Raw genomic sequence first — 17,218 nt, 5'->3', positions numbered from 1 at the left:
AAGCAGCCTATGAACAATGCATCGTCGACAACATCGTCCACCCAAGCGGACAGCGCCGCCTTCCTGGCGCTCGGCATGGCGCAATGGCTGCACCGCCGCGCTGCGCGCAGCCCCCGCAGCCCCGCGCTGACCTGCGCCGGGCAGACCTGGACCTATGCCGAGCTGGTGGCCGACGCCCAGAAGGTGGCGGCCGTGCTGGCGGCGGGCGGCGTCGGACGCGGCCAGCGCGTGGGCTACCTGGGCCTGAACGACCCGCTGTTCCTGGTGACGCAGTTCGCCTGCGCCTGGCTGGGCGCCATCTTCGTGCCGCTCAATTTCCGGCTCACCGGGCCGGAGCTGGCCTTTATCCTCAACGATGCGGGCGTGCATACGCTGTTTGCCGATGAGGACTACGCCGGCCTGATCGATGAAGCGCGCCCGACGCTGGAATGCCAGCGCTACCTGCGCCGCGCCGACGCGCCGGGCTGGGAAGGTTTGTCGTCGCGGATGGCGCAAGCCGATGCCGTGCTGCCGCTCGTGCCCACCGATCCGGATGATGTGGCCGCGATCATGTACACCTCGGGCACCACCGGACACCCCAAGGGCGCCATGCTCACGCATGGCAACTTCTGGGCCAACAACCTGAACGTGATGATGCTGAGCGACCTCGCCAGCACCGACGTCGCGCTCAATTTCGCGCCCCTGTTCCATGTTGGCGGCATGTGCTGCGTGAGCTTGCCCATCCTGATGGCGGGCGGCCATCTCGTGCTGCAGCGCAGCTTCGACCCCGCAGCCGTCATGCAGGCGGTGGCCGAGCACCGCGTGACGGTCAGCTTCGCGGTGCCCGCCATGCTGCTGTTCGTCAGCCAGCACCCGGATTTCGCGCGGGCGGACCTGTCCAGCCTGCGGACCATTTCGGTCGGCGGCGCCCCCATGCCCGAGCCGCTGCTGCGCCTGTTCGCCGGGCGCGGCATTCCGGTCAACCAGGGCTACGGCCTGACCGAGACCGCCGCCGCGACGACCTTCCTGGCCCCGGAGCGCGCGCAGGACAAGCTCGGCTCCTGTGGCACGCCGGCCATGATGACCGAAGTCTGCATCCGCGACTTCGACGGCAAGCCACTGACCGAGCCGCAGGCCCGCGGCGAGATCTGCGCGCGTGGCGGCAACATCATGAAGGGCTACTGGAACCGCCCGGAAGCCACCGCCGCGGCGTTCTACGAAGGCGGCTGGTTCCGCACCGGCGACGTCGGCTATGTCGACGAAGAAGGCTTCCACTACGTCTGCGACCGCCTGAAGGACATGGTGATCACCGGCGGTGAGAACGTCTACCCGGCCGAAGTCGAAAGCGTGCTGTACGAGCACCCGGCCATTGCCGAAGTCGCCGTGATCGGCGCGCCCGACGAGCGCTGGGGCGAGCATGTGGTTGCCGTGGTGGCGCTCAAGCCGGGCGCCAGCCTGACGCTGGAAGCCCTGCAGGCGTTTGCGGAGCCGCGGCTGGCGCGGTACAAGCTGCCGCGGGCGTTGCGGGTGGTGGCGGCGTTGCCGCGCAATCCTACGGGGAAGGTGTTGAAGGTTAGGTTGAGGGAGATGGGGGAGGGGGTAGGGGGTAGGGGGTAGGGGTTGTGGGGCATGTCGGGGATCGCTCTTTATTTGAGCGGCGTTGGTTATTGGACCCAACAGCCATACGACATCCCCCTGCGGGGGCTGCCGGTCACTCTTCTTTGCGTCGGCAAAGAAGACTAACGAGAAGAAAGCCGACCCTGCCGGGAGCAGAGCAATCAGGCTTATGTGGGGCGGTGGTTTCGTCGTACGGCCCGGAGTGTTGGCTAGCGAATCCTACCGACCCGAAGGACATCATACTTGCATGACCCATTGGTTACGTGGTGCAGCCCCTGACCTCGCTTGCGGTGCCCGTTCCCACATCTGCCGTTCGCGGGGCGAGGGGCTGCGCCGTTTCGGGTGTGGCTGGTTTCGTGGTTTTGTCTCGGAGGACAAGCGTCGTGGGTGTGAGCACGGCCCTCGCGCACGGGCCACGGTGCCCACCACGAAACCAGGGGAGTTGGTAGCAAGGTACCCCTCGCACCGGTACGGCAGGGCATCAAATGGCAGGGCGCCCGCCGTCAGAGACAAAACCACGAAACCACCAAGGCAGGCAGGATCGTGGCGCTGCGCACCGCGAACGGCAGATGCCCGAACGCGCACCGAGCAAAGCGATCAGGGGCACCACCACGTGACCATAGGGTCATTCCGTAGAGATGACCTCCAAACCGGTATGGCAAAGGCCAGCCAACACTCCGGGCCGTACGACGCAACCACAGCCCCACATAAGCCTGATTGCTCTGCTCCCGGCAGGGTCGGCTTTCTTCTCGTTAGTCTTCTTTGCCGACGCAAAGAAGAGTGACCGGCAGCCCCCGCAGGGGGATGTCGTATGGCCCTTGGGTACAAAAACCAACGCCGCCAAAAGAATCAGCAAAAGAAACAACAGACCGGAAATTCCAAAAAACAAGAGGAGCCTTCAATGGCAGGACCAACCATCAATTTCTGGCAAACCCGCTTCGAATCCGGGCAAACCCCTTGGGAACGCGAATCCGCCAGCCCGCAACTCCAAGCCTGGCTGGCGCAAGGCGTCATCCAGGCCGGGGAACGTGTGGTCGTGCCCGGCTGTGGCGGTGGCTGGGAAGTCGCCGCGCTGGCCGCGCATGGCGCGCGGGTCAGCGGTATCGACTACGCGCCCGGGGCGCTGGCCCGCACGCTTGCCCGGCTGGAGCGCAGCGGACTGCAAGCGGACCTGGAACAGGCGGACGTGTTGCATTGGCAGCCGGCCACGCCGGTGGATGCCATCTATGAGCAGACCTGCCTGTGCGCGCTGCATCCCGACCACTGGACCCGTTACGCCGCTCAGCTTCATGCCTGGCTGCGTCCCGGCGGACGCCTGCTAGCGCTGGTCATGCAGATGCGCCGCGACAGCGCTGGCCAGGGCGTGGTGGAAGGGCCGCCGTATCACTGCGACATCAACGCCATGCGCGCGCTGTTCCCCGCCCAGCAATGGGAATGGCCCAAGCCGCCGTTCGGCGCTGTCACGCATCCGAGCGGCGCATTCGAGCTTGCGGTGGTGCTGGTGCGCCGCTGATCCCCTGGCGGCGCACAGCGCCAGCCGCGCTATCCATGGGTAATCCCCAATCCATATACAGCCAGTCCACACAAGAGCCACACCGGTAGTTTTGTTACGGTGGCACCAGTCACAGCAGCCGCAAGACGGCACGCGTCGCACCCGGTGCCATCGGGCGCGCTTGACCCACCCAATTCCGAGATCGGCCCCTTGCCGCCCGCAGACCGCGCGCGGCAAGGGGCGGCCGGCACAGGAGACAAGATTGGAGATCCTGCAATTGACGATCTCAGGGATTGCGCTGGGCTGCATCTATGCGCTGATCGCCCTGGGTTTTGTGCTGATCTACAAGGCGACCGAGACGGTGAATTTCGCGCAAGGCGAGTTCATGATGCTGGGCGCCTTCGCTGGCGTGGTGCTGACCATGCTCGGGTTGCCACTGGTGCTTGCCGTGCCGTTGACGGTGGCGGGCATGGCAGGCTTTGGCATGCTGGTCGAGCGCCTGGCGATTCGCCCCATCCTGGGCCAGCCGCAGTTCGCCGTGGTGATGCTGACCATCGGCATGGGCTACGTGATGCGCGGCCTGATCACCATGGTGCCGGGCATCGGCGCCGGCACGCATACCTTGCCTGTGCCTTACCAGGGCATGGTGTGGCGCACCGGCGCGCTGGTGCTGAGCGTGGAGCAGGTGGCGGTGATCGGCGTCACCGCGGCGCTGTGCGTGGTGCTTTACCTGGTGTTCCGCTACAGCCGCATCGGCGTGGCGATGCAGGCCAGCTCGCAGAACCAGCTTGCCGCTTACTACATGGGCATTCCGGTGCGGCGGCTCAACGGGCTGGTCTGGGGCTTGTCGGCGTCGGTGGCCGCGATCGCCGGCCTGCTGCTGGCGCCCATCACCTTTGTCCACGCCAGCATGGGCATGCTCGGCCTCAAGGCCTTCCCCGCAGCGGTGGTGGGCGGCTTCGGCAGCCTGCCGGGCGCGATCGTGGGCGGGCTGGTGATTGGCGTGGTGGAGTCGCTGGCGGGCTTTTACCTGCCCGAGGGCTTCAAGGACGTCGCGGCCTATGTCGTGGTGCTGATCATGCTGGTGGTCAAGCCGAACGGCCTGTTCGGCGAGAACCTGCGCAAAAAGGTGTAGAGACGCGATGCGATTCCTCTTCAAGACCGACTATCGCCAGGACCTGCGCCTGGCCAGGCACCCGGGCCATGTGTTCTGGTACGGCTTACTGATGGCTTGCCTGCTGATCGCGCCGGGCTGGGCCAGCAGCTACTGGATCGCGCAGCTTGGCTTTGTGCTGATCTACGCCATTGCGGGCCTGGGCCTGATGGTGCTGTCCGGCTACACGGGGCTGCTGTCGATCGGCCATGCGGCCTTCCTTGGCGTGGGCGCCTATACACAGGCCTGGCTGACCAGCCACGGCGTGCCCTTCGTGCCGGCCTTGCTGGCCGCGGCTGCGCTGTCGGCACTGACGGGCGTGGTGGTGGGCCTGCCGGCGTTGCGCGTCAAGGGCATCTACCTGGCGATCGCCACGCTGGCCTTCGGCCTGATCGTCGAGGAGGTCCTGGCGCGCTGGGAGAGCGTGACCGGCGGCAATGCCGGCCTGCCGGTGGCCGCGCCGCAGCTGTGGGGCTATGTGCTTGACGGGCCGGTGGCGTTCTACTACCTGTCGCTCGCGGTTTGCCTGCTGGCCACGCTGGCCGTGCTCAACCTGTTGCGCAGCGCCACGGGGCGGGCCTTCATCGCCATCCGGGACTCGGAGATCTCGGCGCAGAGCATGGGCATTCACCTGGCGCGCTACAAGACCTTGTCGTTTGCGTTGTCCGCCGCGCTGGTTGGCATCGCGGGGGCGTTGTATGCCCACAAGCTGCGCTATATCTCGCCCGAGCAATTCGGCATTGCCCAGTCGATCGACTTGTTGCTGCTGGTTGTGGTGGGCGGGCTGGGCTCTGTGCATGGCGCGTTTCTTGGCGCGATCTTCCTGATCGTCATGCCGCAGATGATCGTGCTGGCGAAGGATCTCCTGCCGCCTGCCATCGGGCAAGCCAGCGGCCTGCAGGCGCTGGTGTACGGCCTGGTGCTGATGGCTTTCGTGCTGTTCGAGCCGATGGGGCTGTACGGGCGCTGGTGCAAGATCCGCACGTACCTGGAGCTGTTTCCCTTCTATCGCCAGGGTATGTTCCGGCGCCAGAAGGCCTTCCAGCGCTCCGAGCGCCTGAAATAAGGAGGCCCGCACATGACAGACACTCTTCTCAGCGTGCGCGACCTGTCGGTGCGCTTTGGCGGCGTGCTGGCGCTTGGCGGCGTGAGCTTCGATGTGCGGCGCGGCGAGGTCTTTACGCTGATCGGGCCCAACGGGGCCGGCAAGACCACGGTGTTCAACCTGATCAGCCGCATCTATCCGCCCACCGGCGGCGAGATCCTGTGGCAGGGCAGCAGCCTGACGCAGTTGCCGCCCCACGCGATCGCCGCGCAGGGCATCGCGCGCACTTTCCAGAATATCGAGCTGTTCGAGCACGCCACGGTGCTGCAGAACCTGCTGATCGGCCACCACACGCATCGCGCCAGCGGCTTCTGGGCTGACCTGCTGTTTACCCCCGCCGCGCGCCGCTCGGAGCTGGCCGCGCGCCACAAGGCCGAGGAAATGATCGAGCTGCTGGACCTGCAGGCGCACCGCGACGCGCTGGTGGCGGGCCTGCCTTATGGCGTGCGCAAGGTGGTGGAGCTGGCGCGGGCCTTGTGCAGCAGCCCGCGGCTGTTGCTGCTGGACGAACCGTCTTCCGGGCTGAATGTGGAAGAGACCGAGGACATGGCCTGGTGGATCCGCGATATCCAGAGCGAGCTGGGCATCACCGTGCTGATGGTGGAGCACGACATGAGCCTGGTGTCGCGCGTGTCGGACCGGGTGCTGGCGATGAACCAGGGCCAGGTGCTGGCGCAGGGCACGCCGGCCGAGGTCCAGGCGCACCCCGGCGTGATCGAAGCCTACCTGGGCACCGTAGACGACGTAGCCTCACTGCGGAGGGCCGCATGAACCTGATGGAAGGCGCTGACAAGATGCGCGAAATCCACGGCACGCCCGTGCTGGCGCTGGCCAACGTGGAAAGCGTCTACGGCCCGGTCAAGGCGATCCGGGGCGTGAGCCTTGCCGTGCAGCGCGGCAGCATCGCCACCGTGCTGGGCGCCAATGGCGCCGGCAAGACCACCATCCTCAAGACCATTTCCGGCGTGCTGGACCCGACGCGCGGCAGCATCGCCTTCAAGGGCGAGAGCATCGCAGCGATGGACCCGGCGCAGATCGTGCGGCGTGGCCTGAGCCACGTGCCCGAGGGGAGGGAGGTGTTCCCGCTGCTGTCTGTGCGTGACAACCTGCTGATGGGTGCCTATACGCGGCGCGACCGCGACGGCGTGGCGCGCGACATGGAAATGGTCTACGACTACTTCCCGGTGCTGCGCGAGCGTGCCGCGCAGGATGCCGGCCTGCTCTCGGGCGGCCAGCAGCAGATGCTGGCGATCTCGCGCGCGCTGATGGCCGCGCCGGAGCTGATCCTGCTCGACGAGCCCAGCCTGGGCCTGTCGCCAAAGCTCACCAAGGACATCTTCGAGATCGTGGTGCGCATCAACCGCGAGCGCGGCACCACCATCTTGCTGGTGGAGCAGAACGCCAATATGGCGCTCAACGCAGCGGACTATGGCTATGTGCTGGAGAACGGCCGCATCGTGGCCGAGGACACCTGCGCCGTGCTGCGCGAGAAGGACGACATCAAGGAGTTCTACCTCGGCATGAAGGACAACGGCGTGCGCGGCGAGCGCCGCTGGAAAAAGCGCAAGACCTGGCGGTAGCCCGCTAAACGATCACCAAGTTGAGAGCAATCAATGGCAATGGCAACGGCAATGGCGACGGCGCACACCATGCGGCCCCTTTCCGAAGCGGCATTCGAGACCCTGCCGCAGATGTTCTGGCACGCCGTGGCCCAGCGCGCCGACGCCGTGATGATGCGGCAGAAGGACCTCGGCGTCTGGCGCAGCTATCGCTGGCGCGAAGTGGGCGAGATCGTGGCCGATGTCGCCGCCGGCCTTGCCGAGCTGGGCCTGCAGGCAGGCGAGGTGGTGTCGGTGCTGTCCAGCACCAACCGCGAATGGGTGTGGAGCGACCTTGGCGCACTCACCGCCGGTGCGGTGGTCAGCGGCATCTATCCCACCGACTCGCCTTCGCAGGTGGAGTATCTTTGCCACGACTCGGGCAGCGTCATGCTCTTCGCCGAGAACGAGGAGCAGCTGGACAAGTACCTGGAGGTGCGCGAGCGCCTGCCACGGCTGCGCAAGGCGATCGTATACGACATGGAAGGGCTGGCCGGCTTCGATGACCCCGGCGTGCTCAGCTTCGACGCGCTGCTGGCACTCGGCAGGCAAGCGAGGGCCCGGCAACCGGGGCTGGTGGCGGCGCGGCTGGCCGCCGGCAGCGCCGACGCGCTGGCGGTGCTGGTCTATACATCCGGCACCACGGGACGGCCCAAGGGCGCGATGCTGTCGCACCGCAATGTGCTGCGCAGCTGCCTGACGCTGCGCGAGTTCCTCCCGGCCACCACCATCGGCGAGCGCATGGCGTTCCTGCCGCTGTGCCACGTCTCGGAGCGGATCTTTGGCGAGTACTACTCGATCCTGTCCGGTGCCGTCGTCAACTTTGTCGAGAACCCCGACACCATCTTCGACAACATTCGCGAGATCCAGCCCGACGCCTTCCTGGCGGTGCCGCGCGTGTGGGAGAAGCTGTATTCCAGCGTGACCATCGCGGTCCGGGAAGCGACCCGCCTGCAGCGCTGGGCCTATGACTGGGCGCTGGCCGCCGGGCAGGCCCGCGAGGACGGGCAGGCAACGGTGTTGCCTCTGGCCGCGCGCCTGAAGCTCTGGCTGGCCGATACGCTGGTGCTGGGCAACGTGCGCCGCATGATGGGCCTGAACCGCGTGCAGCTGGCGGTGACCGGCGCGGCGCCGATCTCGCCCGACCTGATCCGCTGGTATATGGCGCTGGGCATCGTGCTGCACGAGCTTTGGGGCATGACCGAGATCACCGGCGCGGCTACCTGCAACCCGCCCGGCCGGACACGCCCGGGCAGCATCGGCATTGCCTTGCCGCATACCGAGGTGAAGGTCTCGCAGGAAGGCGAGCTGCTGGTGCGGGGCCCGCAGGTCTTCATGGGCTACCTGAACCTGCCCGCCAAGACCGCCGAGACCATGGCCGACGGCTGGCTGCGCACGGGCGACGTGGGCCGGGTGGACGAGCAGGGCTACTTCTATATCACCGACCGCATGAAGGACCTGATCATCACCGCTGGCGGCAAGAACGTCACGCCGTCCGAGTGGGAGAACCAGCTCAAGTTCAGCCCCTATGTGACCGACGCCGTGGTGATCGGAGACCGCCGGCCCTACCTGAGCTGCCTGGTGATGATCGACCAGGACAACGTGGAGCAGTGGGCGCAGGAGCACGACGTGCATTTCTCCGACTACGGCTCGCTGTGCCGCAGCAAGGAGGTGATCGCGCTAGTGGGCCAGGAGATCGACCGTGTCAACAAGCAGTTCGCGCGGGTCGAGCAGATCAAGGCATTCAGGCTGATCGAGACCCGCCTTGGCGCCGAGGACGAGGAACTGACGCCCACCATGAAGCTCAAGCGCAAGCTGGTCAACGACAAATACAGCGCGCTGATCGAGTCGATGTACCTGGCCAAGGTGGCCTGAACGCAAGCGGCCCCAACAGGAGACAGGAGGCGCCATGAGCGATGCAGACAAAGCGGTTCCCGTCAGCCTGGTGCGGCATGGCCGCATCGGCCTGCTGTGCATCGACCATCCACCGGTGAACGCGCTCTCGGTGGCGACGGTGGCGGGGCTGGATGCCAAGGTGGCCGCCTTCGAGGCCGATTCCTCCCTCGATGGCTTGCTGATCTGGTGCGCGGGCCGGACCTTCGTGGCGGGCGGCGACATCGCGCAATTTGATGCCCCGGATTTCACGGCTGCGCCTTACAACCGTATCCTGGCCCGGATCGAAGCGTGCGAACGGCTGGTGGTGGCCGTGCTGCACGGCACCGCGCTGGGCGGCGGGCTGGAACTGGCGCTGGCCTGCCATTACCGCGTGGCCGCGCCCGGCACGCGGGTCGGGCTGCCCGAGATCAAGCTGGGGCTGCTGCCCGGCTCGCTGGGCTCCCAGCGGCTGCCGCGCGCCTGCGGGGCGGCCCTGGCGCTGGACCTGATGCTGAGCGGGCGCATGCTCGACGCCGAGGCAGCGCTGGCCGCCGGCATCGTCGATGCGCTGGTGCCGGGCGAGCCGTTGGCCGCCGGCCTTCATTTTCTGGAAGACCTGCTGGCGAAGCGAGCGCCGCCGCGCCGGCTGTCGAGGCTGTCCGTGCCTGTTGCCGGGCTCCCGCCGGACTTCTTCGCGCAGGCCTTGCAGCGCGCCACGCAGGAGCGTGCGCGCTATCCCGCGGCAGCGGCAATTGTGCAAGCGGTGGAGGCGGCAGCGACGCTGCCGTTCGCCGGGGGCGAGGCGGTGGAGGCCGCCTTGCTTGCCGCCTGCGTGGCGTCGCCGGAATCGCGGGCGCTGCGCCATCTGTTCTTTGCCGAGCGCCAGGCGGCCCGCGTGCCCGGGGTGCCCTCGGGCATCACGCCGCGCGCGCTGCATACCGCTGGAGTGGTGGGCGCCGGCACCATGGGCAGGCGCATCGCCATGAGCCTGGCGGACGCCGGCTTGCCGGTAACGCTGGTTGAGGCCAGCGGCGCGGCGTTGGCCAAGGGCCTGGCATCCGTGCGCGCCCAGTACGAGGCCAGTGCCGCGGCCGGGCGGCTGCAGCCCGATCAGGTGGCCAGGCGCATGGGCCTGATTGCCGGCACGCTGGACTACGACGCACTGGCCGGCTGCGAACTGGTGATCGAAGCGGTGGTCGAGGACATGGCGCTCAAGCAGCAGGTGTGCGCCCGTCTTGGCCAGATCTGCAAGCCCGGCGCAATCATTGCCACCAATACCTCCACGCTGGACGTGGAGGTATTGGCCGAGGCCTGCGGCCGGCCGGACGATTTCGCCGGGCTGCATTTCCGCAACCCGGCCAATGGCGGACGGTTGATCGAAGTGGTGCGCGGCAGCGCCACCGCGCCGGATGTGTTGATGACTGCCATGCACCTGGCCCGGCGGCTCGGCAAGGTAGCGGTGGTGACGGGCGTGTGCTTCGGCTTTATCGGCAACCGCATGGCCGAGGCCTACCTGCGCGAGAGCGAGTTCCTGCTCATGGAAGGCGTGAGCCCGGCGCGGTTGGATGCCGTGATGCAGGCTTACGGCATGGCGATGGGGCCGTGCCGCATGCTGGACCTGGCCGGGATCGACACGGGCGCCAAGATCGTGCTGGAGTACGGCAAGGCCGGGGGACTGCCGCCGGATCCCGCCTATCGCGCGGTGGTGCGTACGTTGTTCATGCTGGGGCGGCTCGGCTGCAAGAGCGGCGCGGGCTACTACCGCTATCCGGACGGCGAGCCGGTGGCGGACCCGGAGGCCGAGCGCATCTGCGCCGCGCTGGGCCGCGCGCACGGCATCTCCCAGCGCACCGACATTACCGATGCCGAGATCATCGAGCGCCTGATTTTTCCGCTGATCAACGAGGCCGCCAAGCTGCTGGAGGAGGGCATGGCCTGCCGGCCCGCAGACATCGACATGGTATGGACCGCCGGCTATGGCTTTCCCGACTATCTCGGGGGCCCTGTGTGGCAGGCGGACAGCATTGGCCTGCCCCGCGTCAAAGCCGGGCTGGAGCGCTACGCCCGCCTGCGCGGCAATCCTTACGACTACTGGGACATCTCCCCCTTGCTGGCGGCGCTGGCACAAAGCGGGCAGCGCTTGTCCGACTGGTGCGCGCCGCCGCCCGCAGCCGATGCCGTAGCACCGGGCGGCCAGGCACAGTGCCATGCGCCTATCTCATTACCGCAGGACTCTCGGTCCGTGCAAAGCAGGATCCAGTCGGGACCCAAGCCGCCGCAGAGCGTGCATTGAAGCCAAGGCAAACCAGCAAGAAGGCAACGAACAAGCAACGAACCGATAAGACAAGGAGACAACCATGATCTTGAAGACTACCATCGCCGCCATTGCGCTCGCGCTCAGCGCCGGCGCAAGCGCGCAGACGCGCGGCGTCACCGACAAGGAAATCGTGCTCGGCCTGATCACCGATATGTCCGGGCCGATCGTCAACTACGGCAAGGAGTCGCGCAACGGCATGACCATGGCCGTGGAAGAGATCAACGCCCGCGGCGGCGTGCAGGGCCGCAAGCTGCGGGTGGTGGTGGAAGACAATGGCTACGAGCCCAAGCGAGCCGTGCTGGCCGCGCAGAAGCTGGTCACGCAGGATGGCGTGTTCGCCATCATCGGCCACCTGGGCACCGCGCCCAATATGGCCACGCTGCCGTTCCTGGTGCAAAGCAAGGTCTTCAACTTCATGCCGCAGAGCGCCGCGCGCGACATGTATGAGCCGGCCAGCCCATACAAGATCGCGCTGGGACCGTCCAACTTCCTGATGTCCACCACCATCATGGATTACTTCTTCAAGCAGAAGCCCTACCAGCGGGTGGGCGCGCTGTACCAGGACGACGACTACGGGCGGGAGTCCGTGGAGGGTGTGCAGGCCTACCTCAAGACCAGGAACATGACCCTGGTGGAAAAGGTGTCGTACAAGCGCGGCGCCACCGATTTTTCCTCGCAGATGGCGCGGCTCAAGGCGGCCAACTGCGACCTGGTGTTCAACGCCTCCACGATGCGCGAGTACATCGCCTCCGTCCAGGAAGCGCGCAAGATCGGCTTCAACCCGGTCTTCGCCGGCACCTCCGCCAACTACGCGCACCAGGTGCCGCTGCTCGGCGGCAAGGCCATGGAAGGCCTGCATGCGGCAGCCTTCATCATGCTGCCCTATGCGGACGATGCAAACCCGGCGGTACGGCAATGGGCGGCCGCCTACAAGAAACGCTTCAATGAAGACCCGGGCGTGTACTCGATGTTCAGCTACTACGCCTACACCACCTTCGCCACCATCGCCGACAAGGCCGGGCGCAACCTGAGCGCGGAGTCCTTCAACGCCGCCATGGAGTCGACCAAGCTACCGCAGGACGCGCTGGGCAACCCGGGCTTCAATGTCTCCGCCAGCAACCGCCTGAGCAACGACCGCATCCGCATCATGAAGGTGGCTGGCGACAAGTGGATCCCGGCCAGCGACCTGCTGCCGCCGCCCAAGATGAACTGAGCGGGCGCGGCATTCATGAACAACCGGAGACAACCATGAGCACGGCAACGGAACAGGCGCGCGAGCGCATCGGGCGCATCGCCCTGGGCGATGTGATCCACCGCAGCGCCCGGCGCTTCGGCGCCCGGACGGCATTGATCGAGGGCGACCACAGCCTCAGCTATACGGCGCTGAACGCCGCCACCAACCAGTTTGCCCACTACCTGCTGGCCCAGGGCATGCGCAGTGCAGAGCGTGTCGGCATGCTGTGCAACAACTCGATCGACATGATCGTGGCGCTGCTAGGTATCCAGAAAGCGGGCATGGTGTGGGTGCCGATCAACACGGCGCTGGCGCCGGATGCGATCCAGTACATCCTGGAACACGCGGAGGTAACGCGCCTGGTGGCGGACGCGTCCGTGCTGGCGCGGCCCGGCATCGGCGAGCTGGTCGCGGCGTTGCGCATTCCCGTCGTGTTGCTGGAGCCGGCGGGCGAGGTGGCAGGCGAGATGGCGGGATTAGCCGGATTAGCTGTTACCCGGCATGCCGACGCGCTGGCTGGCCAGCCGGCCACGCTGCCAGATGTGGACATCGCCAGCGGCCAACTGGCACAGATCATGTACACCAGCGGCACCACCGGCCCGCAGAAGGGTGTCATGCATTCCCACGCCTCGGTGCATTCGGTGCTGGCGGCCAACCTGGTCGATACCGGCTGCGGGACGGCGACTGAAGTCTTTACCTGCCTGCTGCCGATGTTCCACTGCGCGCAGCACGGCAATACCATGAGCGCGCTGCTGGGCGGCCATGCCGTGGTGATCGGGCGCGGCTTCGATCCGGCCCGGGTGCTGGCGGACCTGGCCCGGCACCGCGTCACCGTGGTGGTGGCGCTGCCGATGATGTACCGGGCCATGCTGGAGCACCCGCAGTTCGCCGCGACCGACCTCTCCAGCGTGCGGCTGTGCATCTACGGCATGGCGCCATTGCCCAAGAACCTGCTGCTGCGCCTGCTGGATGCGTTCTGCCCCAACTTCGTCCTGTGCTCGGGCCAGACCGAGATGTACCCGGCGGCCACCATCTTCGAGGCGCAGGAGCAGCGCAAGCGCTTTGGCGCCTTCTGGGGCGTGGGCACGGTGGTCAACGAGGTGGCGGTGATGAGCGACGACGGCCGGCTGCTCGGCCCGGGCGAGCCCGGCGAGATCGTGTTTCGCGGGCCGAACGTGATGCTGGGCTATTACAAGGACCCCGAGGCTACCGCCCGCGTGCAGCGCTTTGGCTGGCATCACTCCGGCGATCTTGGCGTGCTGGACGAGGATGGCCAGTTGCTGTTCCTCGATCGTATCAAGGACATGATCAAGAGCGGCGGCGAAAACGTGCCCTCGATCAAGGTCGAGGAAGTGTTGCTGCGCCATGCCGCCGTGGCCAATGCGGCGGTGGTCGGGCTGCCGCATGCGCGCTGGGGCGAAGCGGTGACGGCCTTCGTGACCCTGAAGCCCGGCGCGCGGGTGGAGGACGACGAGCTGGGCGCGCACTGCAGGGCCCACCTGGGCGGCTTCGAGGTGCCCAAGGCGGTGCTGCTGCTGGCGGCATTGCCGGCCACCTCCACCGGGAAGATCCAGAAGTTCGCGTTGCGCCAGCGCTATCACGAGCATTACGATGAGCAACACGAAGCGCACCACGAGCCCCCTGGCGAGGGCTGAGCACCGGGCCCGCCTGTGGCTGGCATAGCCACCTGACATAGCCACCTGACGCAAGACGTAGCCGGTAGCCCCGGCTACGCTGCTTTTTGCGTCGCATTTTTGCATCGCATCATGGCGGCGCACCGAGAGCAAATAACTAGCAGGCCTGACGATGCCCCCATCGGGGCGCGGACGGTGCCAGCAGGAGACGAGGACATGCAGATGCAAGCACCAGGCATTGCGTGCCCGCCAGCGACGACCGTGGCGCCTGGCGCCCGGGACGGAGCCGGCCGGGTGATGTGGCTCACCCCCGACAGGCTGTTCTACGCCGGCCTGCTTGGCTCGCCTTCGGTCCGCACCATGGGTGGGCTATTGATCTATGTGGCTTTGCGTGCACCCATCCGCATCCGCTTTGACGACGGACCCTGGGCATCCACGGAACTGGCGGTGGTGCCGGCGTACATGCCGCACTCGGTTGCTTGCGACGACCGCATGATCTGCGACCTCGCACTGGAAGCGGAGAGCATCGACCTGGCGCGCCTGCCGCCGGTGATACGCGAGCGGGCAGGGCCGGTGGACGATCCGGCCTTTGTGCGCCATGTGCGCCAAGCGCATGCCTACCTGAGCGAGCGCGGCCGGGAGCTGGAACTGCAGGCGGACAGCTTCGACCAGATCTTCTTCGGGCACGCGCTGGCGCCGCGCAAGCTGGACCCGCGTATCGAGGCCGCGGTGCAGCGCATTCGCAATGCGCCGTCGGCCACGGCCACGGCCGAGTCATGCGCCGCATCGGCCCATCTGTCCTTCTCGCGCTTCCTGCATCTGTTCAAGGAGGATGTCGGCACGCCGTTCCGCAGCTTCCGGACCTGGAAACGCGCCCGCAGCCTGCTGCACTATGTCACCCAGGACTCCAACCTGGCCCATGTGGCGCTGGATGCCGGCTATCCGGACTCCACCCACTTCAGCCATTCCATCCGCCAGGTTTACGGACTCAAACCCAGCGATATCTTTGCCGGCTCGCGCAAGCTCGCCCTGATTGGCGAGCTTGCGGAGGTGGGCAGCGGCATGCCCGGCTAGGCGGGCCGCGCAGGGGTATCCTGCGCGTCCTCAGTGCGCAAGGCCGCCTTGTGGATCTTGCCGGCCGGCGTGAGCGGCAGCGCTTCGCGCAGCACCACCTGGCGCGGCACCTTGTAGTCGGCCAGGCGGGTCCCGCAGTACGCGCGGATTTCCTGCTCGGAGACCTGGCAGCCAGGCTTGGGCACGATGTAATAACGGCCGATCTCGCCCAGCACGGGGTCGGGCACGCCAATGCCGGCGACCATCATCACCGCCGGGTGCCGCGCGATCACGCCTTCGATCTCGGCCGGATAGACGTTGAAGCCGCCCTGGATATACATATCCTTCTTGCGCCCCTTCAGGTGGATATAGCCGCGTTCGTCCACATAGCCCAGGTCGCCCGAGTGCAGCCAGCCCTGGGCATCGAATCCATCCTCCCCGGCCGCGCCGCCCACGTAGCCCGGGCAAACGCCCGCGCCACGGTAACAGAGCTCGCCGATTTCGCCCGTGGCCAGGCTTTCGCCGGCAAACGAGACCACCCGCACCTCGGCGGCGTCGAACACACGGCCGATCGATTGCATCAGGTCCTGCCGCTGCGCGTCCCAGGGCGTCATGACGATCGCGCCAGAGGATTCCGAGAGGCCGTACAGGTTCATCACCGTCGCCTGCGGCATGCGGGCCTGCAACTGCTCCAGCAGGGCCGCATCCACCGTGGCGCCGCCCACGATCACGAGCCGCACGGAGGAGAAGTCCACCTTGGCCGAGTCGGGATGCATCAGCAGCAGCGTGGCCATGGTCGGCACGCCCGAGAAGATGGTGGGCGGGTGCTGGCGCATCCTGGCGAGCACCAGGTCCGCCTTGAAGGCTGGCACGAGGTCGCAAGTGCCGCCGCCCAGCAGGAAGTTCAGCACCCCGCAGGTGATGCCGCCCACGTGGTTCAAGGGCAGGGCCAGCTGGATCTGGTCGGCCTCGCTCGTGCGCACATGGCACGCTTGCGCCAGGGCCGCCGCCAGCATGCTGCGGTGGGACAGTCCCGCGCCCTTCGGCCGCCCGGTGGTGCCCGAGGTGTAGATCACCATGGCCAGGTCCTGCGGCACGACCTGCGCCTCGGCGGCCTCCAGCACGGCCGGGTCCGGCGCGGTGGCCAGCAGCGTGGAAAGCCGCAGCGAGCTGGTGTCGGCCGATGGCGCCGTGTCGATTGCGTCGATTGGGTCGATTGGGTCGATCAGCACCACATGCGACAAGCCCGGCATGCGCGGAGCCAGCCGTGCCAGCATGCCTGGAAAATCAAAGCCCTCGCACTCCGGCACGGTGAAGACCGCCTTGACCGCGCTGTCGTTGACCATATGCTCGATCTCGTTGTCGCGGTAGCGCACGCTCAGGCCCACCACCGCCACGCCGATGCGGCTTGCGGCATAGAACAGCTGCAGCCACTCGATCTGGTTCAGGCCGATCACGCCGATGCGCTCGCCACGGGCGATGCCCAGGCCAAGCAGCCCACAGGCAAGCCGCGCGGAGCTGGCCTGCATCCCGGCAAAGGTGTGGGCCTGCGGCCCGCAGCGGTAGGCAGTGCGCTGGCCCCACCGCTGGCTGGCCTGGCGAAGGGCGGCACCAATGGTGGCGGGCGGCGGGTTGGCAATCATGCGGGCTCTCCTGGCGTTGGATGTCAAGTTGGATGCGGCAAAGACCGGGGCAGGTCAGAGCGGCAAGCGTAGCCAAGTAGCGCCGGGCAAGGCTTGCGGAAAGTGGCTGGGTCGCTGCGTATGGCGGCGGCAGCGTCGTCTCGGTGGACGTAGATTACGCATGACATGGGTAATTGAAAAATACCCACAAAATTGGTATTTGCAATTTACCCATATTATTTGTAAAGTGAGATTACGCATTTCATGGGTAACTCCGGATCACCAAGATGAAACAGCTGCTCACCACCCCCAGCCAGCTCGGGCAAGTGCTGCAATCCGCACGGCGCGCCGCCAAGCTGTCGCAGACGGACCTTGCCGCGCGGCTGGATGTCAGCCAGAGCCGCATCTCCCATATGGAGCTCAACCCGGGCAGCATCAGCGCCGACCAGTTGCTGGCGCTGATCAGCGTCCTCGGCCTGGAACTCGTCGTGCAGGATCGGCACGCGGCAGGCGCCGAAGCCTCGCCGGTGGAGTGGTAG

General features: G+C 66.9%; 13 protein-coding genes. 12 read left to right on the top strand and 1 reads right to left on the bottom strand.

What is annotated here, in order from left to right; translation table 11 throughout:
• Window positions 1-9: 9 nt before the first annotated feature.
• The 11 genes from AC07XB_RS05395 to AC07XB_RS05345 all read left to right on the top strand — a co-directional run bounded on the left by AC07XB_RS05395 (window position 10) and on the right by AC07XB_RS05345 (window position 15,078).
• Window positions 10-1,596 (top strand): acyl-CoA synthetase, encoded by a 1,587-nt coding sequence (locus AC07XB_RS05395; RefSeq protein WP_492826605.1) that lies wholly within the window; start codon window positions 10-12, stop codon window positions 1,594-1,596.
• Between the two features lie 901 nt (window positions 1,597-2,497).
• Window positions 2,498-3,109 carry a methyltransferase domain-containing protein gene (locus AC07XB_RS05390; RefSeq protein WP_492826607.1) on the top strand — a complete coding sequence of 204 codons (612 nt, stop codon included), beginning with the start codon at window positions 2,498-2,500 and terminating at the stop codon, window positions 3,107-3,109.
• A gap of 241 nt (window positions 3,110-3,350) precedes the next feature.
• Window positions 3,351-4,223, top strand: coding sequence for a branched-chain amino acid ABC transporter permease (locus AC07XB_RS05385; protein WP_492375568.1), 873 nt, complete (start codon window positions 3,351-3,353; stop codon window positions 4,221-4,223).
• A gap of 7 nt (window positions 4,224-4,230) precedes the next feature.
• On the top strand, window positions 4,231-5,307 hold the full coding sequence (locus tag AC07XB_RS05380; RefSeq protein ID WP_174426302.1) for a branched-chain amino acid ABC transporter permease: 1,077 nt from the start codon (window positions 4,231-4,233) through the stop codon (window positions 5,305-5,307).
• 12 nt (window positions 5,308-5,319) lie between these two features.
• Entirely contained in the window at window positions 5,320-6,117 is a 798-nt protein-coding gene (locus tag AC07XB_RS05375; protein WP_492826609.1) for an ABC transporter ATP-binding protein, read from the top strand.
• Window positions 6,114-6,926 (top strand): ABC transporter ATP-binding protein, encoded by an 813-nt coding sequence (locus AC07XB_RS05370; protein WP_492826611.1) that lies wholly within the window; start codon window positions 6,114-6,116, stop codon window positions 6,924-6,926. Before AC07XB_RS05375 ends, AC07XB_RS05370 begins: the two co-directional genes overlap by 4 nt.
• Before the next feature lie 69 nt (window positions 6,927-6,995).
• Entirely contained in the window at window positions 6,996-8,819 is a 1,824-nt protein-coding gene (locus AC07XB_RS05365) for an AMP-dependent synthetase/ligase (protein WP_492826613.1), read from the top strand.
• 34 nt (window positions 8,820-8,853) lie between these two features.
• Complete coding sequence (locus tag AC07XB_RS05360; RefSeq protein WP_492826615.1) at window positions 8,854-11,112, top strand: 3-hydroxyacyl-CoA dehydrogenase NAD-binding domain-containing protein; 2,259 nt, start codon at window positions 8,854-8,856, stop codon at window positions 11,110-11,112.
• Window positions 11,113-11,176: 64 nt separating this feature from the next.
• Window positions 11,177-12,349 carry an ABC transporter substrate-binding protein gene (locus AC07XB_RS05355; protein ID WP_150984552.1) on the top strand — a complete coding sequence of 391 codons (1,173 nt, stop codon included), beginning with the start codon at window positions 11,177-11,179 and terminating at the stop codon, window positions 12,347-12,349.
• A gap of 35 nt (window positions 12,350-12,384) precedes the next feature.
• Entirely contained in the window at window positions 12,385-14,025 is a 1,641-nt protein-coding gene (locus tag AC07XB_RS05350; protein ID WP_492826617.1) for a class I adenylate-forming enzyme family protein, read from the top strand.
• A 195-nt stretch (window positions 14,026-14,220) separates the two neighbouring features.
• A complete protein-coding gene (locus AC07XB_RS05345) occupies window positions 14,221-15,078 on the top strand; it encodes an AraC family transcriptional regulator (protein WP_492807445.1) in 858 nt (285 codons plus the stop codon).
• Here AC07XB_RS05345 and AC07XB_RS05340 read toward each other — a convergent pair.
• Complete coding sequence (locus AC07XB_RS05340; RefSeq protein ID WP_492826619.1) at window positions 15,075-16,700, bottom strand: class I adenylate-forming enzyme family protein; 1,626 nt, start codon at window positions 16,698-16,700, stop codon at window positions 15,075-15,077. The genes AC07XB_RS05345 and AC07XB_RS05340 overlap by 4 nt on opposite strands.
• A gap of 266 nt (window positions 16,701-16,966) precedes the next feature.
• Between AC07XB_RS05340 and AC07XB_RS05335 the strand changes: the two genes are divergently transcribed.
• A complete protein-coding gene (locus tag AC07XB_RS05335; RefSeq protein ID WP_416052607.1) occupies window positions 16,967-17,218 on the top strand; it encodes a helix-turn-helix domain-containing protein in 252 nt (83 codons plus the stop codon).

This window comes from Cupriavidus sp. GW821-FHT02F09, assembly GCF_059421605.1.
This window is presented reverse-complemented; position numbering and strand designations above follow the sequence as displayed.

Bases quoted from the DNA above. Each gene is read 5' to 3' on its own strand.
- AC07XB_RS05360 (WP_492826615.1), top strand. From the start codon at position 8,854: ATGAGCGATGCAGACAAAGCGGTTCCCGTCAGCCTGGTGCGGCATGGC.
- AC07XB_RS05345 (WP_492807445.1), top strand. From the start codon at position 14,221: ATGCAGATGCAAGCACCAGGCATTGCGTGCCCGCCAGCGACGACCGTG.
- AC07XB_RS05390 (WP_492826607.1), top strand. From the start codon at position 2,498: ATGGCAGGACCAACCATCAATTTCTGGCAAACCCGCTTCGAATCCGGG.
- AC07XB_RS05395 (WP_492826605.1), top strand. From the start codon at position 10: ATGAACAATGCATCGTCGACAACATCGTCCACCCAAGCGGACAGCGCC.
- AC07XB_RS05370 (WP_492826611.1), top strand. From the start codon at position 6,114: ATGAACCTGATGGAAGGCGCTGACAAGATGCGCGAAATCCACGGCACG.
- AC07XB_RS05380 (WP_174426302.1), top strand. From the start codon at position 4,231: ATGCGATTCCTCTTCAAGACCGACTATCGCCAGGACCTGCGCCTGGCC.
- AC07XB_RS05355 (WP_150984552.1), top strand. From the start codon at position 11,177: ATGATCTTGAAGACTACCATCGCCGCCATTGCGCTCGCGCTCAGCGCC.
- AC07XB_RS05335 (WP_416052607.1), top strand. From the start codon at position 16,967: ATGAAACAGCTGCTCACCACCCCCAGCCAGCTCGGGCAAGTGCTGCAA.
- AC07XB_RS05340 (WP_492826619.1), bottom strand. From the start codon at position 16,700: ATGATTGCCAACCCGCCGCCCGCCACCATTGGTGCCGCCCTTCGCCAG.
- AC07XB_RS05375 (WP_492826609.1), top strand. From the start codon at position 5,320: ATGACAGACACTCTTCTCAGCGTGCGCGACCTGTCGGTGCGCTTTGGC.
- AC07XB_RS05350 (WP_492826617.1), top strand. From the start codon at position 12,385: ATGAGCACGGCAACGGAACAGGCGCGCGAGCGCATCGGGCGCATCGCC.
- AC07XB_RS05365 (WP_492826613.1), top strand. From the start codon at position 6,996: ATGCGGCCCCTTTCCGAAGCGGCATTCGAGACCCTGCCGCAGATGTTC.